General features: G+C 58.9%; 23 protein-coding genes and 1 pseudogene. 14 read left to right on the top strand and 10 right to left on the bottom strand.

The annotated features are described in order from the left end of the window. Nucleotides 1–161 (top strand): winged helix-turn-helix domain-containing protein (locus tag GV818_RS16970; RefSeq protein WP_178124960.1); only part of this gene is annotated, 161 nt, incomplete at its 5' end. 28 nt (nucleotides 162–189) lie between these two features. Here the strand turns inward: GV818_RS16970 and GV818_RS16975 are convergent. Next, nucleotides 190–1224, bottom strand: coding sequence for a patatin-like phospholipase family protein (locus GV818_RS16975; RefSeq protein WP_161757052.1), 1035 nt, complete (start codon nucleotides 1222–1224; stop codon nucleotides 190–192). A gap of 220 nt (nucleotides 1225–1444) precedes the next feature. On the opposite strand from GV818_RS16975, the gene GV818_RS16980 reads away from it, so the two are divergent. From GV818_RS16980 to GV818_RS16990, 3 genes are all read left to right on the top strand, one after another. Further along, nucleotides 1445–1723 carry a hypothetical protein gene (locus GV818_RS16980; RefSeq protein ID WP_011062563.1) on the top strand — a complete coding sequence of 93 codons (279 nt, stop codon included), beginning with the start codon at nucleotides 1445–1447 and terminating at the stop codon, nucleotides 1721–1723. Between the two features lie 143 nt (nucleotides 1724–1866). Continuing rightward, nucleotides 1867–2634: a CHAD domain-containing protein gene (locus GV818_RS16985; protein ID WP_161777046.1), complete on the top strand. Its 768-nt coding sequence runs from the start codon at nucleotides 1867–1869 to the stop codon at nucleotides 2632–2634. Nucleotides 2635–2743: 109 nt separating this feature from the next. After that, a complete protein-coding gene (locus GV818_RS16990; protein WP_161777047.1) occupies nucleotides 2744–3541 on the top strand; it encodes an acyl-CoA thioesterase in 798 nt (265 codons plus the stop codon). A 4-nt stretch (nucleotides 3542–3545) separates the two neighbouring features. Here the strand turns inward: GV818_RS16990 and GV818_RS16995 are convergent. The 3 genes and pseudogenes from GV818_RS16995 to GV818_RS17005 form a co-directional block, all read right to left on the bottom strand. After that, a pseudogene (locus GV818_RS16995) lies at nucleotides 3546–3861 on the bottom strand (terminase). A gap of 142 nt (nucleotides 3862–4003) precedes the next feature. Then, nucleotides 4004–5485: a methyl-accepting chemotaxis protein gene (locus tag GV818_RS17000; protein ID WP_161777048.1), complete on the bottom strand. Its 1482-nt coding sequence runs from the start codon at nucleotides 5483–5485 to the stop codon at nucleotides 4004–4006. Between the two features lie 86 nt (nucleotides 5486–5571). After that, nucleotides 5572–6378: a TatD family hydrolase gene (locus GV818_RS17005; RefSeq protein WP_161777049.1), complete on the bottom strand. Its 807-nt coding sequence runs from the start codon at nucleotides 6376–6378 to the stop codon at nucleotides 5572–5574. Between the two features lie 233 nt (nucleotides 6379–6611). On the opposite strand from GV818_RS17005, the gene GV818_RS17010 reads away from it, so the two are divergent. From GV818_RS17010 to GV818_RS17020, 3 genes are all read left to right on the top strand, one after another. Continuing rightward, nucleotides 6612–8033 (top strand): transglycosylase SLT domain-containing protein, encoded by a 1422-nt coding sequence (locus GV818_RS17010; RefSeq protein ID WP_161777050.1) that lies wholly within the window; start codon nucleotides 6612–6614, stop codon nucleotides 8031–8033. Nucleotides 8034–8135: 102 nt separating this feature from the next. After that, complete coding sequence (locus tag GV818_RS17015; RefSeq protein ID WP_161757046.1) at nucleotides 8136–8570, top strand: DoxX family protein; 435 nt, start codon at nucleotides 8136–8138, stop codon at nucleotides 8568–8570. Between the two features lie 298 nt (nucleotides 8571–8868). Beyond that, nucleotides 8869–9177 (top strand): class I SAM-dependent methyltransferase, encoded by a 309-nt coding sequence (locus GV818_RS17020; protein WP_161757045.1) that lies wholly within the window; start codon nucleotides 8869–8871, stop codon nucleotides 9175–9177. A 143-nt stretch (nucleotides 9178–9320) separates the two neighbouring features. On the opposite strand, the gene GV818_RS17025 is transcribed toward GV818_RS17020, so the two are convergent. Beyond that, nucleotides 9321–9950 carry a response regulator transcription factor gene (locus GV818_RS17025; RefSeq protein ID WP_161757044.1) on the bottom strand — a complete coding sequence of 210 codons (630 nt, stop codon included), beginning with the start codon at nucleotides 9948–9950 and terminating at the stop codon, nucleotides 9321–9323. A 347-nt stretch (nucleotides 9951–10297) separates the two neighbouring features. On the opposite strand from GV818_RS17025, the gene greB reads away from it, so the two are divergent. Further along, nucleotides 10298–10771, top strand: coding sequence for a transcription elongation factor GreB (gene greB, locus GV818_RS17030; protein ID WP_161757043.1), 474 nt, complete (start codon nucleotides 10298–10300; stop codon nucleotides 10769–10771). A gap of 33 nt (nucleotides 10772–10804) precedes the next feature. Here the strand turns inward: greB and GV818_RS17035 are convergent, their stop codons facing one another. Then, a complete protein-coding gene (locus tag GV818_RS17035) occupies nucleotides 10805–13309 on the bottom strand; it encodes an ABC transporter permease (protein ID WP_161757042.1) in 2505 nt (834 codons plus the stop codon). Then, the gene (locus GV818_RS17040; RefSeq protein WP_161757041.1) at nucleotides 13309–13992 is read right to left on the bottom strand and encodes an ABC transporter ATP-binding protein; all 684 of its coding nucleotides are present in this window, start codon (nucleotides 13990–13992) and stop codon (nucleotides 13309–13311) included. The genes GV818_RS17035 and GV818_RS17040 overlap by 1 nt, the downstream gene beginning before the upstream one ends. A 10-nt stretch (nucleotides 13993–14002) precedes the next feature. Here GV818_RS17040 and GV818_RS17045 point away from each other — a divergent pair, with 10 nt between their 5' ends. The 3 genes from GV818_RS17045 (at nucleotide 14003) to GV818_RS17055 (ending at nucleotide 16066) form a co-directional block, all read left to right on the top strand. After that, nucleotides 14003–14608, top strand: a complete 606-nt coding sequence (locus GV818_RS17045) for an arylesterase (RefSeq protein WP_178124961.1) — start codon at nucleotides 14003–14005, stop codon at nucleotides 14606–14608. A 56-nt stretch (nucleotides 14609–14664) separates the two neighbouring features. Next, on the top strand, nucleotides 14665–14958 hold the full coding sequence (locus tag GV818_RS17050; protein ID WP_161757039.1) for a hypothetical protein: 294 nt from the start codon (nucleotides 14665–14667) through the stop codon (nucleotides 14956–14958). 133 nt (nucleotides 14959–15091) lie between these two features. Then, on the top strand, nucleotides 15092–16066 hold the full coding sequence (locus tag GV818_RS17055) for a L,D-transpeptidase family protein (protein WP_161757038.1): 975 nt from the start codon (nucleotides 15092–15094) through the stop codon (nucleotides 16064–16066). A 127-nt stretch (nucleotides 16067–16193) separates the two neighbouring features. On the opposite strand, the gene GV818_RS17060 is transcribed toward GV818_RS17055, so the two are convergent. Then, nucleotides 16194–16445, bottom strand: coding sequence for an Lpp/OprI family alanine-zipper lipoprotein (locus GV818_RS17060; RefSeq protein ID WP_161757037.1), 252 nt, complete (start codon nucleotides 16443–16445; stop codon nucleotides 16194–16196). A 644-nt stretch (nucleotides 16446–17089) separates the two neighbouring features. Between GV818_RS17060 and GV818_RS17065 the strand changes: the two genes are divergently transcribed. Then, on the top strand, nucleotides 17090–17371 hold the full coding sequence (locus GV818_RS17065) for a GNAT family N-acetyltransferase (RefSeq protein WP_011062548.1): 282 nt from the start codon (nucleotides 17090–17092) through the stop codon (nucleotides 17369–17371). A 60-nt stretch (nucleotides 17372–17431) separates the two neighbouring features. Here the strand turns inward: GV818_RS17065 and GV818_RS17070 are convergent, their stop codons facing one another. Beyond that, complete coding sequence (locus GV818_RS17070) at nucleotides 17432–18508, bottom strand: 3-deoxy-7-phosphoheptulonate synthase (protein ID WP_161757036.1); 1077 nt, start codon at nucleotides 18506–18508, stop codon at nucleotides 17432–17434. A gap of 140 nt (nucleotides 18509–18648) precedes the next feature. Continuing rightward, nucleotides 18649–19083 carry a PilZ domain-containing protein gene (locus GV818_RS17075; RefSeq protein WP_161757035.1) on the bottom strand — a complete coding sequence of 145 codons (435 nt, stop codon included), beginning with the start codon at nucleotides 19081–19083 and terminating at the stop codon, nucleotides 18649–18651. On the opposite strand from GV818_RS17075, the gene GV818_RS17080 reads away from it, so the two are divergent. After that, on the top strand, nucleotides 19082–19468 hold the full coding sequence (locus tag GV818_RS17080) for a thioredoxin family protein (RefSeq protein ID WP_161777051.1): 387 nt from the start codon (nucleotides 19082–19084) through the stop codon (nucleotides 19466–19468). The two genes, GV818_RS17075 and GV818_RS17080, sit on opposite strands and share 2 nt — an antisense overlap. Next, nucleotides 19468–20424, top strand: a complete 957-nt coding sequence (locus GV818_RS17085) for a putative 2-dehydropantoate 2-reductase (protein WP_161777052.1) — start codon at nucleotides 19468–19470, stop codon at nucleotides 20422–20424. Before GV818_RS17080 ends, GV818_RS17085 begins: the two co-directional genes overlap by 1 nt. The last annotated feature ends 6 nt before the right edge of the window (nucleotides 20425–20430 follow it).

Here is a 20430-nt window from a genome sequence, read left to right on the forward strand (position 1 = left end):
TGCTCAAGGATATCTGGGGACCGACCCACACCGAGGACAGTCACTATCTGCGCATCGTGGTTGGACACTTGCGCCAGAAACTGGCGGACGATCCGACCCAGCCGCGTTTCATCGTCACTGAAGCGGGGGTTGGCTACCGTCTAGTGGGTGGGGATTCCTGAGCCTTCCGGCTCAGGCTTTCAGGGCTAGCTACTGTTCCTGTTCGTAGCGGTCCAGGGTGTCACTGGCGATTTCCCGGCCCAGGGCGATCAACTCCGGTGCCTTGTAGAACTCGAAGAATCGACATACGCGCTTCGGTACGTTGATCAAGATATCCGGCGGATAGCCAGCGATCTTGTACTGCGCCAGGGAGGTCTGCATGACCTCGAAGCTCTGGTTCACCAGGTCCAGTAGCGAGGCTGGGCCGACGTTGTCGATGATGAATGAGCCGCTGGCGGACTTGGGGGCGCCGTCGGACTCCGGCGCTGCGGCCGGCTGCTGGGATTCCGGCTCAGCGCCCTCGACCCAGGGATTGATCTCGGCCGCTTCGCTCCTGAAGGCTTCTTGTTCGAGCAGCAATAGTTGCTCGGCCTGTTTGCGCCGGAACGGCAGGTGCGAGCCAAGGGAATTGATCAGGCTGTCGAAGCGGCTTTTGAACGCAGGCGGGCGCTGGATCACCGGCAGTTGGTAATGACGCTGATTGGTCGAGTTGAGGTTGACCGCAATGATCAGGTCGCAATGACTGGAGACCACCGGAACGATTGGCAGCGGGTTGAGCAGGCCGCCGTCCACCAGCATCCGGTTGCCTTGCATCACTGGGGTGAACAGGCTGGGGATGGCGGCTGAAGCCCGCATGGCTTGATGCAGGCAGCCTTCCTGAAACCAGATTTCCTGCTGGTTGGTCAGGTCGGTGGCCACGGCCGTATAGGGAATGCGCAGGTCTTCGATGTTCACTTCGCCGACGATCTTGCGAATTTGCCCGAAGACCTTTTCGCCGCGAATCGCGCCCAGGCGAAAACTCACGTCCACCAGGCGCAGTACATCGAGGTAATCCAGGCTTTCGATCCACTCGCGGTACTCGGCGAGCTTGCCCGCCGAATAGATGCCACCCACCACTGCGCCCATTGAGCAACCGGCGATGCAGGCGATGTCATACCCGCGTCTTTCGATCTCCTCGATGACCCCGATGTGGGCATACCCGCGAGCGCCTCCTGAGCCAAGGACCAATGCGACACGTTTGTTCATGATTCATCCCTTCGCCAAACAGGCTGCAACAATGCACCCATAGCGCCTCGAGGTTCAATTGCTGATGCAGTGCAGGAACTGCCCGGTGGTTTTTCTAGGGCGTATCGGGCCGCGCGGCTATGCTCCTGCGGCTATATTTTCCAAGGGTTGGGTTTGGCACTTTTTGCTGTCGCCACCGTCTTAACCTGTACGACTGTTTCCTATTCTTGAGGTGTCATTGATGAAAGCCTGGATCTGCTTGCCCCTGATTGCATTGGTATTGACCGGTTGCGCGGGCAAGACCGCCTATCGCGACAGCTGTGGCACTCAGCTGGACGCCGCCTGGCATGAACTGGACCTGGCCAAGGCCGAAGGTTTCGCTGGCACCGTGAGTTACTCCAAGGCGTTGTCGCTGCTGACAGGCGCCAAGACCCAGCAGCAATTCGAAGCCTTTGAAGGCTGCACCAACAAGGCCGAGAAGGCGCGCTTCTATATTCGTGAGTCCCGTGCCGGGCGTTGAGCCGCTACAACCGCTACGCTGAAGCGACAATCATCACCGTGGGCCTGAATGACTTGGCGCAATGCCGGTCGCGGTCCAGCGGTGCCATTCTTGGAACTGGATGAGCCGAAACCAGGCTTGTGAGTTTTGTTGGGGAATCCGTGATGTCTGCCTTGGTCGACCGATTGGTGGCTCAGATCCTGAGCCTGGAAGTGAGTTTGTTGGCCTGTCAGGCACGATTGGCCGCCGCCACCGATGCTGAGGCCCTGCATGACTTACGTATCAGTGTGCGGCGCCTGCGCAGCTTGCTGCGTCCGCTGCGCGGGTTGCCCGGCGTCGAGCAGTTGGAGGCCGCCGTCAGTGAAGTGGGGCGCCTGACAACACCGATTCGTGATCGTGAAGTGTTGGCGGCCTATCTGCATCAGCATGGTCAGCATGCCGCCGCCGAGCACCGTACTGCCCAGTTGCTCGATGAATATTCGGCGGTGGCAGCGGGGCCTGAGTTGGCGCAGCTGTTTCTGGTGCTGGATGCATTCCCGCGATTTCTGCGAGCCTCCGGGCGAGAGGGGTTGCTCCGTGGTTTGCGTGGACGGATTGAAAAACGCTTGGCCAAACAGTGGAAAACCCTGGGTAAGGCGCTCCTGGACCCCGCCCATGACCGGCATCGCCTGCGGTTGTTGATCAAACGTGTACGTTATGCGGCTGATGCTTATCCCGAGCTGGATCGCTTGCCTGCCAAAGCCATGAGACGCCTCAAGGCCGCACAGGGTGCTCTGGGGGATTGGCATGACTGCTGGCAATGGCTGGCCCAGGCCGAACAGCAGGTGGATCTGCGGCCTTGTGTAGCACTCTGGCGTCGCACCATGCTCAAGGCCGAGGCGCGTGCCGACCAGGTGTTGGACCAGTTGCACAGAGATTGCTTCGGGCGCTGATCGCTGTTCGGCGGCTTATCTGTCCGCTGCTTTGGCCGGAATAGTTGCTGTACGGCTCTGCGACGCTGGTTAAGATTCCTCCGTCTATTTTCCCTTCCCCGAGGTTTTCATGCGTTTCTACGATTTGCTCGAAGCCGTTCGCGGCCAGCCCCAGTCGCTGACCATTCCGGCGGAGTGGGCTCAGGGTCGCGCCAGTTTCGGTGGTTTGGTGGTGGCCCTGCAGTATGAAGCGATGCGGGCCAAGGTTCCGGCGGAGCGGCCGGTACGCTCCCTGGCGATTACCTTTGTCGGTCCAGTGGCTCCGGATGTACCGGTCAGTTTTGAAGTGGACGTGCTGCGTGAAGGCAAGGCCGTCAGCCAGGTATTGGGGCGGGTCATGCAGGAAGGTCAGGTGGTGACTCTGGTACAGGGCAGCTTTGGAGCTTCCCGTGAATCTTGCGTAACAGTTGGCGCCGAACCTGCGCCGGAGATGAAGCATTGGGATGATTGCCAGGAGTTGCCTTATATCAAGGGTGTGACACCGGAGTTCATGCGTCATCTGGCGATGCGCTGGAGCATTGGCGGCCTGCCATTCACCGGTAACCGTTCTCGGGACATGGGCGGCTGGGTGCGTTTGCGCGGGGATGTCAAGGAGGAACCGGTGACCGAGGCGCACATTCTGGCGCTGGTGGATGCCTGGCCGCCGGCATTGCTGCCGCACCTGAGCAAGCCGGCGGCCGGCAGCACCCTGACCTGGACCATCGAGTTCGTCCAGCCGCTACTGCAGGTGAGTACCCTGGACTGGTGCAAGTACCGGGTGGAAGTCGAACATGCCCGAGACGGTTATGGCCACGCCGCTGCGGCGCTGTGGAGCTCCGATGGGCAGTTGATTGCCCTGAGCCGGCAGACGGTGACGATCTTCGCCTGAGCCTTCAGTGCCGGTGGCGTTGCAACCAGGCGCGCCACCAGTAGGTGTTGCACTGCATCTTTACGATTACTGAACGGCTCGGAGGTTTACGCCTCCAGGCTGTGGCCGTGACGCTGCAAGCCCAGAGCCGCCAGGATGCCGACCACGCCGATTGCCAGGCTCAGGAAGCTCAACGAAAACACCCCTGAAGCGACCAGCAGAAAACCGACGATGAACAGCGGCACGGCGATCAGGTGCAGTATCAGGTTGGTCGGATGCTGGTGGCTTTGCGGGTAGACGCGCCATTGCCAGGCAGGAAGGTTGGGGTGACGTTTGCCCATGTTGATCATCCTCTGGTTCATGGAAACTGATGAACCAAGAATAGGGCGCAGGCGGTCTTGCGGCGAATCGAAGCTGGCTATCGGGCTGATAGCCAGCGGGTAGGGGGCAAAGTGCTGGTGCTGAGCCTGTTGGGTGCGCTGCTCAGAGCTTCAACTGGCCGATGGCCTTGCTCAGCTCGCCGGCCAGGGTCGCCAGTTCACCGCTAGTGGTGGCAGAGGCGACGGTCTGTTGCACGGTGTTTTCGGTGACGTCTCGGATGCTCACTACTGCTCGGTTCATTTCTTCCGCCACCTGGCTCTGTTGTTCCGCAGCTACGGCGATCTGGGTGTTGCTTTCACGCATCTGTGCCACCGCGCTGGTAATTTCCGCCAGTGCCGCCCCAGCTTCCTGGGCCTGCTGCACGCAGTCGTCGGCCTTGAACGAGCTTTCCTGCATGAAGTCCACCGCGTCGCGGGTGCCCGCTTGCAGGGCAGATACCATGCTGGTGATTTCATCGGTGGAGGCTTGCACGCGTTTGGCCAGATTGCGTACTTCGTCTGCTACCACGGCAAAGCCGCGACCCATTTCTCCGGCCCGGGCGGCCTCGATGGCCGCGTTGAGCGCAAGCAGGTTGGTCTGTTCGGCGATGCTATGGATCACGTTGACCACACCGTTGATCTTTTGGCTGTCCTCGGCGAGTTTTTGAATCATCTCGGCGGTTTGCTGCACGCCATTGGAAAGCCCAGCGATGGACTTCTGCACCCGGCCGACTACTTCGTGCCCGGTGCCAGCCAGCGCGTCGGCGGTTTGCGACAGATCCCGGGTGGCGCCGGCATGCTGGGCGATGTGGTAGACGGTGGCGGACATTTCATTGATAGCAGTGGCGGCCTGATCGGTTTCGCTCTGCTGGCCGAGCATGCCATGACGCACGTCGTTCATGCTCGAGGCCAGGCGGGCAGCACCCTGGTCCAGCTGCCTGGCGGTGTTGGCCACGGTGTTTACCACTCGTTGATACCCGGCCTGCATGGCGTTGAAGGCGCTGGCCATCTGGCCCACTTCATCCTTGCAGGACAGCGGGACGCGGGCGGACAGGTCGCCAGTCTTTTCTACGTGCAGCATCACATCCTTGAGGGTGTTGAGTTGGCTGAGGAGAAAGCGGATCAGCAACTGAGAAGCACACAGCATGGCGAACATCAGGATGAACACGGCGACTGCATAGTGGGTGAAGCGATCACTGAAGACCTGAACGAGGCTTGGGGCGTGGGCCAGAACCGCGACCTGTTGGCCGTCGGCGCGATGGATGACTTCGGCGCCTAACAGTGGGTTGTCGCCGAACAGTGGCAAGTGATTGAGCTCGACCCAGCCATTGGCGCCGTTCAGCTCGGGCAATGCCTGTTCGTTGATGCTGGGAGTCTGCCCCCGGGCGAAGTACAGCAGGTGCTCGTCACTGGGCAGGGGCTGTCCGGCAGGCCAGGATCCGAGCAAGTGGGCCTGGGTCTGGGCAGAGGCCTGTGCTGCCTGGCCGCGAGCCTGTTGCTCCAGTTGCACTGCGTACAGCACTAATAACAAGGTGGTGACGAAGGCGACCGCATTGACTGCCCAGAATTTGTATTTCAGCGAGATGTTGCTAAGCCAGGCACCCATAAGAAGGTCTTCTCTGATTGAGCGGAACAGTATTGGCAAGGTGCCATTATTGTGCCGCCATGCTCTCGGAAAAATCTTGATATGAGTCAAGCAATCTCAGGCAAGTGGAAAAATGCTCTGGCACAGGCGGTGCTGTGGCTTGCCAGGTGTTCTGGCGTCTCTTCGCGGTGCCGTGCGACTTCGCGCAAGACTTCCGTCAGGTAGGCCGGTTCGTTACGGCCGTTTTTCGGTTTCGGCCGCAGGCTGCGTGGCAGCAGGTAGGGGGCGTCGCTTTCCAGCATCAGGCGCCCACGGGGAATATTGCGCACCAGCGGGTGCAAGTGCGTGCCCCGGCGCTCGTCGCAGATCCAGCCGGTGATGCCGATGTGCAGGTCCAGGTCAAGGTAGCGGAACAGCGCCTGCTGCTCACCGGTAAAGCAATGCACCACGGCTGCCGGCAAGCGGTCGCGAAAGTCTCGCAGGATGTCCAGCAGGCGCTGGCTGGCATCACGTTCGTGGAGGAATACTGGCAGTTGCAGTTCGACAGCCAGTGCCAGGTGTTCTTCCAGGACCTTTTCCTGTTGTGGCCGAGGGGAGAAATCTCGATTGAAGTCCAGTCCACATTCGCCCACGGCACGTATCCGGGGTTCGCTGAGCAGGGCGCGCAAACGTCGGACGCTGTCGGCATTCCAGTCGCTGGCGCAGTGAGGGTGCAGGCCTGCCGTGGCGAACAGTCGTTGCCCAGCGGTGTCCAGTTGCTGGCACAACTCCAAGGCCTGTTCACTGCCTTCGACGCTGGTTCCGGTCAGGACCAATTGGCAGACTCCCGCTTCATAAGCACGATCGAGAACGGCTTGGTGTTTTTCGGCAAAAGAGGGATTGGTCAGGTTGACGCCGATATCGATGAGTTGCATGGTGCTATCTCCGCCTGCGGCCGGAAAGCATATCAGAGCTGTAGATTTATAAGAAAAACCAAGAACTACAACGAGTTAAAGCGGTCTTTTGCTGCCGGAAGAACGTGGTGGCCGGGATTTTGCCGTCGCTACGATTGTCTTTCGCACCATGCCAGCGCTCAAGGCGCTCTGTTTCTGTCGATCAATCCTTCAAAAACGACGAAGGGTTGAACAGCATTCTTTGCGGAGAGCGGATGACCCGACCCTCGATATTGCTTGCGCTGTGCCTGTCGTTGCTGATGCCGTTGCCGGCCGTGGCGCGTTTGGCCGGTCCGCCGGAAACCTTGGCTGCTGCCAAGGTGCGCGATCTGGCGGAAATTCGCAGTAGTCGAGTGTTGCGAGTGCTGGTCAATCAGAGCCGTAATAGCTCTGGTGAAGTCCAGGGCCAGGCCATCGGTGTCGAATACCATCGCCTGCGCTCGTTCGAGCAGTACCTCAATGGGCATGCCCGTGATGGCCAGGAAATCAGTCTCAAGATCATTCCCAAGGCCAAGGATCAATTGCTGGGTGCCTTGCAGCGAGGAGAAGGGGATCTTGTGGCGCCAGGTGAGTTGTTGGAGGCTCAGCCAGGGCATGCGGTCAATTCCAGTGATCCAATTGTCAGCAATGTTCCTTTGTTGCTGGTGGGGATCAAGGGTGAGCGTCGCTATACGCGGATCGAGCAGTTGTCCGGCAAGACCCTGACCTTGACCACTGGCAGCGCTGCGGGGGAGGCGGTAAGCCAGATCAATCAGAAGCTGACGCTGCACAAACTCGCGCCGATCAAGGTCGAGTGGGTCGATCCCAGCCTGGCGGTGGAGGATGTGCTGGAAATGGTCCAGGGCGGCATATTCCACCTGACCATTGTCGAGCAGCCGATTGCCGAGCGCTGGAGCAAGATTCTGCCCAGGTTGCGTTTCGACAAGCAATTGAAGATCAGCGAGCCGGGCGAGGAGCATTGGTTTGTCCGGCGTGATGCATCGATGTTGCGCGCCAGTATCGATCGTTTCCTCAAGACCTATAAGGCACCCGCAGATCAGGATGTCGCATTCCTGCGCATCTATCGACGCCAGTATCAGGTGCATTACCCCTTGGCCCGGGCTGATCGCCAGCGACTGGAGAAACTGCGCCCGGTGTTGCAGAAGCATGCGGGGGAGCAGGGCATGGACTGGCTGAACCTTGCGGCCCTGGCGTTCAAGGAGTCGGCCCTGCAGCCTAGTGACAGGAGTGGTGGTGGGCCTACCGGGCTGATGCAGATCACGCCCTCCGCCGCACAACGAGTCGGGGTCAGCAATATTCAGTCCGTGGACAGCAATGTGCAGGCCGGAGCCAAGTACCTGGCGATGATTCGCCGCAAGTTCTTTTCCAGTCCCAAGCTCAACGAACGCGAGCGCATGGCTTTCGTCCTGGCGGCCTACAACATGGGGCCGGAACGGGTTCAGGGGATGCGCAGCGAGGCCCGACGCAGGGGGTTGAATCCCAATCAGTGGTTCTTCCAGGTAGAGCGTATCGCTATGGAGCAGGTGGGCATGGGGGCGGTCAGCTATGTTAATAGTGTCAACAAGTACTATCTGGCCTTTGATCGTGAGCGAGGCTCCCTGGAGCCTCCGGAGCGAAAAGTTGCGTCTCGAAAGTAATCGAAAATATTGATTGTTATGTCGGATAATTTCCGCTTTTAACATGATAAAAACTGATTAGTATGGCGACCAACTTCCCTACCTTACACAGGACTACACAGCATGAGCACACTGATCAAAAACCTGCTGGGCACTCGCGCCGGTTATGGCTTGACCGTTTTGCGAATTTTCGTCGGCATCATCTTCGCGGCCCACGGCTCGCAGAAACTCTTTGGCTGGTTTGGTGGTGGCGGTCTGGCAGGAACGGCTCAGTGGATGGAAAGCATTGGCCTCGCTCCTGGTTATCTGATGGCGCTGCTGGCCGGCGGCACCGAATTCTTTGCCGGGTTGGCGTTGATCGTTGGCCTGTTGGTGCGGCCGGCGGCACTGGGTCTATCGTTTACCTTGCTGGTGGCGATCTTCTCGGTGCATATCAGTCATGGCTTGTTCATGGCCGACAACGGTTATGAATTCGCCCTGGCATTGCTCGGCGGTACAGTGGCGGTTCTGTTTGAAGGTGCAGGCAAGCTGTCACTGGATGCAACGATTGCCAGGTAACTCGGCTGGCTCATTCAACTGGCCGGACACTTGTCGCCAGCTTTGGATCAACCGTTACGAAGATTTTCCAAGGCCTGCGAATGCAGGCCTTTTTCATTGCTACTGATTCTTGACACTGACCTGTCGGCTTCTCTAGGATGCTGCTTATGCGCCGATTTAAACAGCTACTTGCGGGGCGCCAAGTGAGTCGAAAGATCACTGATAGAAGCTATTTCCAGGCTTCGAAATACCGCTAAAGCGCTGGTTCGGTGTTGCCTCTCACCTGCCCGGCAGAAACTTGAGGTAGAGACACGATACGATGAATGCACCACGCCCCCTTGTACGTCTTGCGCCGATCACGGCGAGTCTATCCCCGCGCAATCCGAAAATACTTCTTGGTGGTAAACACCAACCCACCTTGTTGCGTTATCTCGATGGCTGGCCACGGCGTTCCGCAGGCCCGGCGGCATTTCTGATTCAATTTGTCGAAGATGGCGACTCCCTGGCGCGCTTTGCCAGCGACAGCTTTGATCTGGCGGTCATACCCGCTCCCAGTGCTGAAGCTGCCGCAGAGGTGATTAAACACCTGACTCGTGTTGCCCGACAGGGACTGATTATTCGCCGTTGAATGTGCAGCTAATCCGACGGAGCTGGACAGCATATTGCTGAACTGCGCCGTATTCGGATCAGCTTGGGTTCGTCCAGATACTGGCAACAACGCTCGCAGCTGTGGCTGCCACCGCTGTACCTGGGATTACCAGAGCTTGGGATTCAAACAACCGCGTTACGTTTTGCCAGTTCCGCCAGTGCCACCAGGTTGGAAATATTGAAGCGTTTGAGCAGTCGCACCTTATAGGTACTGACAGTCTTGTGGCTGATTAGCAGTGCTTCGGCTATCTGCTGGTTGTTCAGACCGGTAGCCAATAACTTCAAGACCGTTATCTCACGGTCAGTCAGGCGGGAAATCAGTACGCTTTCCTGGCTGGCGGCGTTGGTGTTCTGCTGCAGAATATTGATGGTGTCTTCCGGGAAGTAGCTGTATCCGGACAAGATGGCTTTTACGGCATTGCCCAGTTCGTGAAGGTTCTCGGTCTTGCACAGGAAGCCTGCGGCTCCTGCCTGCAGGCAGCGCAGGGCGAAGTTCTTCGAGTCACTGGAGGTTAGTACTAGGGTCTTGACATGCAGCTCGGCAGACTTGATATGGGCGATGACCGAAAAACCGTCCAGGTTGGGGATTCCCAGATCGAGGATCAGCAGGTCCGGCATGTGCTTGCGCACTAGTTGAACCGCGTCCGCGCCATTGTCAGCCTCGGCGACGATAGTGTGCTGATAGGGTTCCAGCACCGACTTGATGGCCAATCGGATCAGGGGGTGGTCATCGACGATAATGATATTGCCCATTTAATACATTCCCTTTGATTTTTAGAGGTATTGGTAGTGGTTGGCGAACTGTTTGGGGAAGTAGGTTTCAAGTAGCGAGGTTGCACTGATTACAAAAGCCGTGGTTGTAGAGGTGCCTGAGACAGTAAGCATCGACTGTTTGGCTCTATGATTAGCCGACCTCTCTGAAATCTAAATCGGACAAATCTGATAGTGATGTCACATAGAAGGACGGGATATCGTGTGCGCTTGCGCAGCGGCTGGAGCGAAGTGTGACTCGAGCCCCTTGGTCAACGGCCATGGCCGGGCAAGTCTTCGGTTCATTCAAATACAGAGCAGCCTGCACAAGGCTGGAGGGCGATTAGCCATTGAGTACCAAGCTCATTACACAGGATGGTTACGACGCTCTGAAACAGGAGCTGGATTATCTGTGGCGGGAAAAACGCCCGGACATCACGCAGAAGGTCACCTGGGCCGCCTCACTGGGTGATAGAAGTGAAAATGCCGACTATCAGTACAACAAGAAGCTCCTTCGAGAGATCGACCGCCGGGTGCGCTACATACGCAAGCGCCTGGAAGACATGAAAGTCGTGACCTATGCGCCAGAGCAGGAGGGGCGGGTGTTCTTTGGTGCGTGGGTCGAAGTTGAAAATGAAGCTGCCGAGATCAAGCGCTTTCGTGTCGTGGGTTATGACGAGATCTATCAGCGCAAGGATTACATCTCCATCGACTCACCCATGGCCAGGGCGCTGCTGAAGAAAGAAGTGGGCGATGAGGCCATCGTCCATACCCCTGCGGGCGAGACCTTGTGGTGGATCAACCAGATCGACTATGTGAAGTAGGCTCGTCGCTGCGAGTCGACGAGCCTATCGTCTTCAACCTTCGCGCAAGACGCTCAACGGACTGGCATTCAACGCCCGGCGGGTGCCGAAAACTCCGGCCCCGCCCACCAGCAGTGCGCCAATCAGCGGTAGCAGCAACAGCCAGGGATGTGGCTGCCAGGGTAGATCGAAGGCGAAACGGTAGAGCACCAAGCTGACCAGTTCGCAACCTAAGGCTGCCAATAGGCCGCTGACCGCGCCGAGCAGGCCAAACTCGATTCGCCGCGCCTTGACCAGCAACTGCCGTTCGGCGCCGAGGGCGCGTAATAGCGCACCTTGGCGAATACGCTCGTCAAGGGTGGCCTGCAGTCCGGAAAACAGCACCGCCATCCCCGCTGCCAGTACAAACAGCAATACATACTCCACCGCCAGGGTGACCTGGGCCAGGATGCTGCGCAATTGCTCCAGCAGGGCCTCTACCTGAAGGATGGTGACGGCCGGAAATGCCCTGGACAGCTCGACGATCTGCTGGTCGTGGCCCGGGCTCAGGTAGAAACTGGTCAGGTAGGTTGCAGGCAAGTCCTTCAATGTACCCGGCTGGAAAATCATGAAGAAGTTTGGCTGGAAGTTATCCCAGTTGATACTGCGCAGGCTGGTGACCCGGGCCTCTCGATTGACGCCAGCGACAGTGAAGGTCAGTTGGTCCCCCAGCTTCAGTTTCAGGCTTTGTGCCACTTTGGCCTCGACCGAGACGCCAGGTAAAGCATCATCTGCTTGCGCCGCCCACCAACTTCCTTGGGTGATGCTGTTGCCAGCGGGGAGTTCGGCTGCCCAAGTCAGGCTCAGGTCGCGCTGTACCGCGCGATCACCCTCTGATTCCTTGCTGACAAGCTCCCTGACAGGTTCGCCATTAATGCTCACGAGGCGGCCAGGAACAACCGGGTATAGAGGGGCAGAGGGGGCCGAGAGTTGTACCAGGCGATCGGTGAAAGCCTGTTTGTCAGCCGGCAGAATGTTCAGTGCGAAGTAATTGGGGGCATTTTTCGGCAGTTGGTTCTGCCAGGTGTCCAGCAACTCTCCGCGTAGAAGGGCAATCAACGCCATGGACAGCAGGATCAGGCCAAAGGCCAGGGACTGCCCGGCGGCCGCCAAGGGGTGGCGCAGCAGTTGGCCCAAGCCCAAGCGCCAGGGCAGGGCGGAACGAGCCAACAGGCGACGCAAGCTTTGCAGCACCAGCAACAACAATCCTCCCAGTGCCAGTGCGGCCAGCAGGCCGCCTCCGAGCAGGGCGAAGGTCAGTACCAGGTCCAGGCTCAAGCGCCACATGATCAGACCCAGGGCAAACAACGCGGCGCCGTAGATCATCCAGGTGCTGGAAGGGATCGGTAGCAGGTCGCGGCGCAGCACGCGCAACGGCGGGACCCGACCCAGTGCCGCCAGCGGCGGCAAGGCAAAACCGGCCAAGGCTACCAGGCCTGTGCCAATGCCGGCGATTGCAGGGAGCAGCCCGCCTGGTGGTACGTCACTGGGAAGCAGGTCATGCAGCAGATAAAACAGGCCAAGTTGCGCCAGCCATCCCAACAGGGCGCCGCTGAGGCTGGCGAGCAGTCCGAGAAGCCCCAGTTGCACACTGAACAGCAGCATCGTTTCCCGACGAGACAGGCCCAGGCAACGTAGTAGGGCGCTGGCATCGAAGCGCCGGGTGGCGAAACGGTTGGCCGACAAGGCCACGGCAACGCCCGAGAGCAGCACCGCTACCAGGCTGGCCATATTCAGATAGCGCTCGGCCTTGCCCAGTGCTCCCCCGATCTGCTGGTTGCCATCACGTGCATCTTGAAGTCGCTGGTTGGCTGCCAGCCCCGGCTTGATCAATTGGCGATAGGTCTCAAGTGCTGGTGCCGGACCACGCCAGAGCTCCTTATAGCTGACCCGGCTACCCGGCTGGACGACGCCAGTGGCTTGCAGGTCCTCCAGGCTGATCAGTACCCGTGGGGTCAGGCTGTAGAAGTTTCCGGCACGGTCGGGTTCGTAGGTCAGTACCCGGGTAAGGTGCAGGGTCTTCATGCCGACGTCGATGCTGTCGCCGATCTTCAGGTCCAGCGCAGTCAACAGACGAGGTTCGACCCAGGCTTCTCCGGGCTTCGGTCCGCCGCCGAGTACTTCAGTCGCGTAGGGCGCGGCTGCACTCTTGAGTTGTCCGCGCAGAGGGTAAGACGGGTCGACTGCCTTGATGCTTGAGAGCTGGATACTGTTGTCGGTGGCGATAACGCTGGAAAACTCGACAATTCGAGCGTGATCCAGCCCCAGTTCACGCCCGCTACTGAGCTGTTCCGGACGTGCAGGCGAGCTGCCTTCCAGCAGCAGGTCGGCACCGAGAAACTCGGTGGCCCGCAGCAGCATGGCGCCGTTCAGGCGCGCGCCGAAGTAGCCTATGGCAGTACTCGCCGCAACGGCGACCAGCAAGGCAAAGAACAACACCCGCAACTCTCCGGCGCGGGCATCGCGCAGCAGCTGGCGGAAGGCGAGGCTGAACAGGCGCAACAGCGGCAAACGTGCCATCAAGGCTCCAGAGGGGCGACCAGCAAGCCCGCTTCAAGACGGATCAAGCGCCGGCAGCGATGGGCCAGGCGTTCATCGTGAGTCACCAGCACCAGGGTGGTGCCGCGTTCCTTGTTGAGTTCAAACAACAGGTCGCTGATACGTTCACCGGTATGACTGTCGAGGTTGCCGGTGGGCTCATCGGCAAACAGTACGTCAGGTTCAGCGGCAAAGGCCCGGGCGATAGCCACTCGTTGTTGCTCACCACCGGAAAGCTGGCGTGGCGAGTGGCTCAGGCGCTGACCGAGGCCGACCCGCTGCAGCAGCTCGGTAGCGCGCTCGCGGGCGTCGCGGCGGCCGTCCAGCTCCAGGGGCAGCATGACGTTTTCCAGGGCGTTGAGGCTGTCGAGCAGTTGGAAGGATTGAAAGACGAATCCCACATGTTCGGCTCTGATACGTGCTCGCTGGTCTTCATCCAGGCCACTCAGGGCTTGTCCGGCGAGGGTGACTTCGCCGCTGCTGGGCAGGTCGAGCCCTGCCAGTAATCCGAGCAATGTGGATTTTCCGGAACCTGAGGCGCCGACGATGGCCAGACTATCGCCTTGATTCAGTTCCAGGCTGAGTTCGTGGAGGATGGTCAGTTCACCTTCCGCGCTGGGAACCACTTTGCTAAGGTTCCGCGCAGTGAGAATGCTTGCGCCCATGGAGAATCCGATGCGTGTATGGTTTTTGAGTGCCGGCCTGGCCTTGATGTGCATGGCCCAGAACGCAGCGGCGGGTACAGTCCTGATCGTTGGCGATAGTATCAGTGCGGCTTTCGGGCTGGATACCCGCCAAGGCTGGGTTGCCCTGCTGGAGAAGCGGCTCAAGGAGCAGGGTTTCAATGATCAGGTGGTCAACGCTTCGGTCAGTGGTGATACCAGTGCCGGGGGCCAGGCGCGGCTGCCAGCGCTGCTTGCAGAGCATAAACCCCAAGTGGTGATACTTGAGTTGGGGGGCAATGATGGCTTGCGTGGCCAGCCGCCCCAGCAATTGCAACAAAATCTTGCGTCGATGATCGACAGTGCCCAGGCCGGTGGCGCGAAGGTGCTGCTGTTGGGCATGCAGTTGCCGCCCAACTACGGTGTGCGCTATACCCAGGCATTCGCTCAGGTCTATGGCCAGTTGGCCAGTGACAAGAAGGTGGCTCTGGTGCCATTTTTTCTCGACGGGATTGGCGGTCATCCGGAGTTGATGCAGGCAGATGGTCTGCACCCCGCAGCGGCGGCTCAGGGCAAGTTGCTGGAAAATGTCTGGCCGACGCTAAAACCGCTGCTTTGATGCTTTTCTAGTAGCAGTGTTTCGGCTAATGTGGCGCCCCCTATTTGGAGCCCCCAATGCCGCGTCCCGCCTGGTCCCTGTTTGCCTATCAATTGATCGAGCCTGATGAACAGCTCGACCTGTTCGCCTGCCAGGAGGTTCGGGTGCATCTAGTGACGCGTCAGTTGGAGCTGGGAGGTTCCGCCGATCGGACCTTGTGTGGCACGTTGTTGCCTGCCCAGCCTCGTTGGTCGACTGTGGGTCGGACGATTTTCCAGGACCAACGACTCTGCCCGCTGTGCCGGGCGATTCTGGAGTCGCAAAAACGTGGCACGCCGCCGATCTGGCCGGAGTTGCGGTTCGAGCTGTAGACGGTCCGTAGCGGACCGTTTCGACAGGGATTTCATATGTCTATGTTTGTCTCTCCGGCCTGGCTGCCGCAGCCAAGGGGCGGGGTGTACAATCGTGTTCTTTCATTCGTTGTTCATGCGAAGGATTATCCGGATGTTGCCGCGCCTCCCTGTCGTCACCCGCTGCCTGACTCTTGCCGCATTGTGTGTGGCTGGTCCCGTTGCCGCATTGGAATTGCCTCTACCGCCGCCTGGTGAAGACATCGTCGGTCAGGTGCAGGTGATCAAGGCCAAGTATGAAGACACCTTCGCTGACCTCGGCACTACTTATGACCTGGGTTACCTGGAGATGGTGGCGGCCAACCCGGGAGTCGATCCGTGGTTGCCGGGTGCGGGCACCGAAGTGGTCCTGCCCACTCGCTTCATCCTGCCGCCGGGGCCTCGTGAAGGCATCGTGATCAACCTGGCCGAGTATCGCCTGTACTACTACCCGAAGGGCCGGAGCGTGGTTTACACGTTCCCTCTGGGTATCGGTCGTGAGGGTTGGGGCTCGCCGATTGCGCACACCAGCATCACCGCGAAAACCCCGAACCCGACCTGGACTCCGCCAGCGTCGATCAAGGCCGAGCATGCTGCCGATGGCGACCCGTTGCCGAACGTGGTGCCGGCAGGGCCGGACAATCCGCTGGGGCCGTTCAAGTTCACCCTGGGCACTCCGGGGTACCTGATCCACGGTTCGAACAAGAAGTTCGGGATTGGCATGCGTACCAGCCACGGTTGTTTCCGTATGTTCAACAACAATGTGCTGGAAATGGCTGGCATGGTTCCGGTGGGAACTTCCGTACGCATCATCAACGACCCGTACAAGTTCGGTGTCAGTGGCGGCAAAGTCTACCTGGAGGCGCATACTCCATTGGATGACAAGGGCAATCCTTCGGTGGTCGACAAGCACACTGCGGTGATCAATGCCTTGCTCAAACGTGCGGACCTGGCCAATAACCTACGCATGAATTGGGATGTGGTACGTGATGTGGTCGCGGCCGAAGATGGTCTGCCGGTTGAGATCGCTGTGCCAACCACGGCGTCCGCGGCATCGCTGTCCAGTACCCCCTACGATATGCAGCAGTAAGCGATACAACGACAACCCGCGGATACCGGTTGGTATGCGCGGGTTTTTTATTGCCCGAAGAAAATTTCAGGCAATAAAAAAGCCGATCCAAAAAATGGATCGGCTTGATAACAATCCCGAAGGATTATTACTTGCGGCTAGCTTTTTCCAGCATACGCAGAGCGCGCTCGTTAGCTTCGTCAGCAGTCTGTTGTGCTTTTTGAGCAGCAGCCAGAGCTTCATCAGCTTTACGGTAGGCTTCGTCTGCACGAGCCTGAGCACGAGCCGACGAGTCTTCAACAGAAGTCAGGCGAGCTTCGGTTTCTTTGGATACGCTGCTGCAACCGGTAGCCAGAACTGCGGCCAGAGCCAGAGCAGAGAATTTCAGAACGTTGTTCATCGTGTTCCCCTTCAAGGACTTTCTATTAATAGCTATCGCCTCAGAGTGAGGAAACAGCCGGCGTACATACTACCCATTACTTGTAGTAAGTAAACTGACGTAGCGCAAGAAGCAAAAAAAAGTCTAGGCGGTGAATCTTTTTCGAGCAACTTTTTAGCGGCTTGTATAAAAAATATTCAGCGGCAAGGCTCTGGCAGAGGGTCCTGCTTGCGTGCCAGCGCTGGCCTCGGGCTTTTCCAGGCGCAGTTTCTGAGTCTAGGCTAAAGTCGTTCTATATTGTGCCGATGACACTTTTGTTCAGATTTTGTACGGGTGTGGGCCTATCTTTATCCATCTTGCCGGTGACTTTAAGAGGCGAAGCTCGTCTTAAGTTTCAGCATCCGGCGATGTTTAGCTCCTACGCATTCTTACGCTCACCTTGGCGCGGCTTCAGTCGAGGGTTGGGCAAGGTTTTGCGCTGATCTGTGATGAGTGTGGCTTGAGCATTTATGCCAAGGGCGCCTACTATTTTGTAACGTGCTCGTGGTGACAAGAGCGATGGCTTCTACTCGGCGTCCTGCAGGTACGAGGTGGCGTAGTTGTTCCTTCGCCGGAAAAACATCGGTAAGGTAGGGGTCGGCATTCCAGACCCGCAAGGAGTAGTGATGAGCGAGGCGTTGTCCATCCACCATGACCAGGCTGGTCATCAGTTCGAGACCAATGTGGACGGTCATCGTGCCTACCTGACCTATATGGACCTGGGTAAGCAAACCCTGGATATTTATCGCACCTTCGTGCCCAACGCGCTGCGTGGACGCGGTATTGCTGCGGCGTTGACCGAGCAGGCGCTGGAGTACGCCGAGCGTATGGGCTACACGGTGATCCCGTCCTGCTCTTATGTAGAGCGCTACATGGAACGCCATCAGCGTCACGCTGCAAAACTCTGATCGGGGTGACCATGAAAAACGCCGGGCTTGGCCCGGCGTTTTTGTGGCTGTCGAAAAAGATCAGGCGCGATCGCGTTTCGGCAGCACGTCCTTGAGCTTGGCATGCATGCCGCGCAAGGTTTTCTCGGTGCTTTCCCAGTCAATACAGGCGTCGGTAACCGAGACGCCGTATTGCAGTTCCGAAAGGTCCTTCGGAATCGCCTGGCAGCCCCAGTTCAAGTGGCTTTCAACCATCAGGCCAATGATCGATTGGTTGCCTTCGAGGATCTGGTTGGCGACGTTCTCCATGACCAGAGGTTGCAGTGCCGGATCCTTGTTGGAGTTGGCATGGCTGCAGTCGATCATGATGTTCGGCTTGATCTTGGACTTGCTCAGGGCCTGTTCGCAGACGGCGACACTGACCGAGTCATAGTTCGGCTTGCCGTTGCCGCCACGCAGCACCACGTGACCGTAGGCGTTGCCTTTGGTCGTAACGATCGACACACCGCCTTGTGGGTTGATCCCGAGGAAGCGATGCGGGCTGGAAACCGATTGCAAGGCGTTGATCGCCACGGTGAGGCCGCCGTCGGTGCCATTCTTGAAACCTACGGCCGACGACAGGCCGGAAGCCATTTCGCGGTGGGTCTGGGATTCGGTGGTACGCGCACCAATGGCCGACCAACTGATCAGATCCTGCAGGTATTGCGGGGAGATCGGGTCCAGGGCTTCGGTGGCAGTGGGCAAGCCCATTTCGGCCAGGTCCAGCAACAGTTGGCGGCCGATATGCAAACCGTCCTGAATCTTGAAAGAGTCATCCAGGTAAGGGTCGTTGATCAGGCCTTTCCAGCCCACGGTAGTGCGTGGTTTTTCGAAGTACACCCGCATCACCAAGTACAGGGTGTCGGAGACTTCCGCCGCCAGGGCCTTGAGCCGCTCGGCGTACTCGTGGGCTGCCTTGATGTCGTGGATCGAGCAGGGTCCAATGACGATGAACAGACGATGATCAGTGCCGTCGAGGATATTGCGGATAACTTCGCGACCCTTGGTCACGGTGCGCAAGGCAGTGTCGCTCAGCGGGATGTCTCGTTTGAGTTGATCAGGGGTGATCAGGGTCTCGTTGGAGGCGACGTTAAGGTCGTTGATCGGTAAATCAGCCATCGTGTTACTCGTCAGGTCACGGGTGCCGGCCGCCAGCGATCCCCGCGCGGCGGAGCACAGCGGATTTGAGCGCGTCGGGGAGCGGAACCTTAGCGCGTTACCCAGTGACTCTACAATGGGCAGGCGGCGGTTTTATTGGGCTATGGCTGCACAAAAGCCTCGTGCACGCTGTCTTCGGAATAGTCCTCGGCGTGCTGCTCGACCCAATCCAGGGCCAGGGCCTCGATGCATTGCTGTTCGCTCTGAGGCTCATGCAGGCGGCAGTAGCGGGCAATCTGGCACACCTGTTCGCCCATGCGGGCGCCGAACAGCGTTTGTTCATCGACAAAGGCGATGCCAACTAGATAGCCGCGCTTGCGTTTCAGGCACCAGGCGACATAGCCGTTGTAGCGGGCATTTTCCCCCAGCGTCGGCATGTGTACCTCCAGCGCAGTGCCACGGCGCCAGGCACGGTGGTAATTGCATGCCATGCCGCCGAGACTGATAGTGTGCAACCGCTGGCGCGAAATACACGCGTGCTTGCGCAGGGTCAGTTCAACCGGAACTTCATCAGGATGAGGCAGAAAGCGTCCCATGACCGCAGACTCCAAGTGTCGTCCAATTGACATTGTCTCCACCAGTATAGTGGTCGAATTGGAACTGTCCGACTTCGATGTCGACCAGCAACTACTGGGCCTGGATGGTATTTCCCTCTTGGTTTTCACCAGTCCTGGCTGTTCCGGTTGTCGTTGGGCCCGGGCGCAATTGCCGAAGTTGGCGCTGCCGGTCGACCGTCTGTGCTGGATCGATGCGGGCGACAACGGCGGAGCGGTGGAGCGTTATCAGGTGTTTCACCTCCCGGCCCTGTTCGTGGTACGCGACGGTGAGTTTTATGGGGCCTTGGAGTCCCGTCTGACGTACAAGGAGCTCAGCGAGAGCCTGGGTCAGGCGCTTAATCGATTACCAGAGGAGTTGCCTTGATGGGTGCAGGCCGTAAACCGCGTTTGGGCATTATCGGGACCGGAGCGATCGGAGGTTTTTACGGGGTGATGCTGGCCCGGGCTGGTTTCGACGTGCACTTTCTATTACGCAGCGAGTTCTCGGCGGTGGTCGAGCAAGGGATAAGGGTTAACAGCACCCAGCACGGAGTGCTGAGCCTGAAGCCGGTGCAGGCGTACGCCAGTGCCGAAGAAATGCCCCCTTGTGACTGGCTGCTGGTGGGCGCCAAAGCCACCAGCAACGTCCAGCTGGCACCGTCGATCATCCAGGCGGCGGCACCTGATGCCAAGGTTCTGGTATTGCAAAATGGCCTTGATGTCGAAGATGCGTTGCGCGCTGTGCTGCCCGAGTCGCTGCATCTATTGGGCGGCCTGTGCTTTATCTGCGTGCATCGTGCGGGGCCTGGCCAGATCGAGCATCAGGCCTTGGGTGCTGTGAACCTTGGTTACCACAGCGGTCCGGCAAGTGCTGATCCGGCCTTGAGCCAGACGATTGTCGAGGAGGGCGCCGCTTTGTTTCGTGAAGCTGGGCTCGACTCCCAGGCCATGAGCAACCTGCATCAGGCGCGCTGGCAAAAGCTGGTGTGGAATGTGCCGTACAACGGTTTGTCGGTGTTGCTCAAGGCGAGCACCACGCCGCTGATGGGCGACCCAGCTAGCCGTGAGTTGATTCAGGATCTGATGCAGGAAGTGCTGCAGGGTGCAGCGGCTTGCGGGCATGTCATCCCCGTCGCCTATGCACAGCAGTTGTTCAAGTCCACTGAGCACATGCCCGACTACTGGCCGAGCATGTACCATGATTTCCTGCATCAGCGTCCTCTGGAGTTGGCGGCTATCTATGCCGCACCTTTGGCGGCAGCGCGGGCTGCCGGTTGTGAGTTGCCGAAAATCCAGGCGTTGTACCAAGCCTTGAGTTTCATCGACCGACGCCACGCTTGAGCTGGG

Origin of the sequence: Pseudomonas sp. Fl4BN1, from assembly GCF_009908285.1 — a bacterium.
GTDB lineage: Bacteria > Pseudomonadota > Gammaproteobacteria > Pseudomonadales > Pseudomonadaceae > Aquipseudomonas.